The sequence below is a fragment of the Tenacibaculum sp. E3R01 genome (assembly GCF_003318185.1).
Taxonomy (GTDB): domain Bacteria; phylum Bacteroidota; class Bacteroidia; order Flavobacteriales; family Flavobacteriaceae; genus Polaribacter; species Polaribacter halocynthiae.
Genome location: NZ_QOCC01000003.1, coordinates 1 through 1,912 on the forward strand (window position 1 = coordinate 1; position 1,912 = coordinate 1,912).

1 protein-coding gene is annotated in these 1,912 nt (G+C 30.3%); it reads left to right on the forward strand.

What is annotated here, in order from left to right:
• Window positions 1-1,872, forward strand: a 1,872-nt coding sequence (locus DS884_RS00015; protein ID WP_147239339.1) for a peptidase domain-containing ABC transporter, incomplete at its 5' end; no start/stop codon positions are given.
• Window positions 1,873-1,912 lie beyond the last annotated feature (40 nt).

Sequence of the window (1,912 nt, forward strand, 5' to 3'; positions counted from 1 at the left end):
GCTCATGGACTTATTACTTTTACTAAAGAAGAATTTATTCAACATTGGATAGGAAACAATGCTGATGAAAATACAGAAGAAGGAATAGCTTTACTAGTTGAACCTACTCCTAGATTTTATCAAGAAGAATTTGAAGAAGACGAAAAATTTGGGTTCTCATTTATATTCAAATATCTTTTCAAATATAAAAAATTCATCATCCAGCTTATTATTGGGCTATTAGCGGGGAGTTTATTACAATTAATCTTACCCTTTTTAACACAGAGTGTGGTTGATGTTGGTATAAAAAACCAAGATCTTAACTTTGTGTATTTAATATTATTTGCACAACTATTTTTATTTGTAGGAAAAGCCTCTTTAGAAATAATACGTAGTTGGATTTTATTGCATTTAAGTACTCGTATTAATATCTCGTTAATCTCTGACTTTTTTATCAAACTAATGAAACTTCCTATTTCTTATTTTGATGTAAGAATGACTGGAGATTTATTACAACGAATTAATGACCACAAACGTATAGAACGAATTTTAACTACCTCTTCATTAACGGTGTTATTTTCATTCTTTAACCTTATTATTTTCAGTTTAGTTTTAGGGTTTTATAGCCTACAAATATTTGGCGTATTTGTTTTAGGAAGTGTTTTGTATTTTGGTTGGGTTTTGTTTTTCTTCAAAAAAAGGAAGGAACTAGATTATAAACGATTTTCACAAGTTAGTCAAGAACAAAGTAAAGTTATTGAGTTGATAAATGGAATGCAAGAAATTAAACTTCATAATGCAGAAAGACGAATGCGTTGGAACTGGGAGTATGTTCAAGCTCGTTTATTTAAAGTAGCTACCAAAAGTTTAGCATTAGAACAAACCCAAAGTGTAGGATCAAACTTTATCAATGAATTAAAAAATATGTTCATTACCATTTTATCTGCCAAATTAGTAATTGATGGGCAAATTACTTTAGGTATGATGATGGCTATTAGTTATATTGTTGGGCAATTAAATGGTCCTATTGTTCAATTAATCAATTTTATGAGAGATGTGCAAGATGCACAAATATCTATCGATAGATTAGGAGAAATTCATAATATGGAAGATGAGGAAAAGCCTGAAGATGAAAAAGTAACTCATATCCCAGAAAAAGAACCTATAAAACTTAACAATATATCTTTTAGATATACAGGAGGTTTGGAACCTGTATTAAAAGATTTATCCTTAGAAATCCCTGCCAATAAAACCACTGCTATAGTTGGGGTTAGTGGAAGTGGAAAAACAACCTTAATGAAATTATTACTTGGTTTTTACCAAGTAGATACTGGAGATATAAGTATAGGAAACTTTAATTTAAAAAATATTTCTCAAAAAGAATGGAGAAGAAACTGTGGAGTAGTAATGCAGGAGGGGTATATTTTTAATGATTCCATCGCAAAAAACATCGCTGTTGGAGAGGATTATGTAGATAAGGAGAAATTAGCACATGCTATAAACGTAGCCAATATAGCTGATTATATAGAGGGTTTACCTTTAGGATACAACACAAAAATAGGTAGTGAAGGAAACGGGCTTAGTACAGGGCAAAAACAACGATTACTAATTGCACGATCAGTATATAAAAATCCAAAGTTTTTGTTTTTTGATGAAGCGACTAGTGCATTAGATGCAAATAATGAGAAAGTAATTATGGGGAAACTGAATGAGTTTTTCTCTAATAAAACCGCAGTAGTTATTGCACATAGATTAAGTACTGTTAAAAATGCGCATCAAATAGTAGTGCTAGAAAAAGGAAAGATTATAGAGAAAGGAACACATCAGGAATTAATAGCATTAAAAGGAAGCTACCATCACCTAGTTAAAAATCAACTAGATTTAGGTAAATAAAATATAAAAACGTCATAACGAGGAATGAAATAACGAAGTT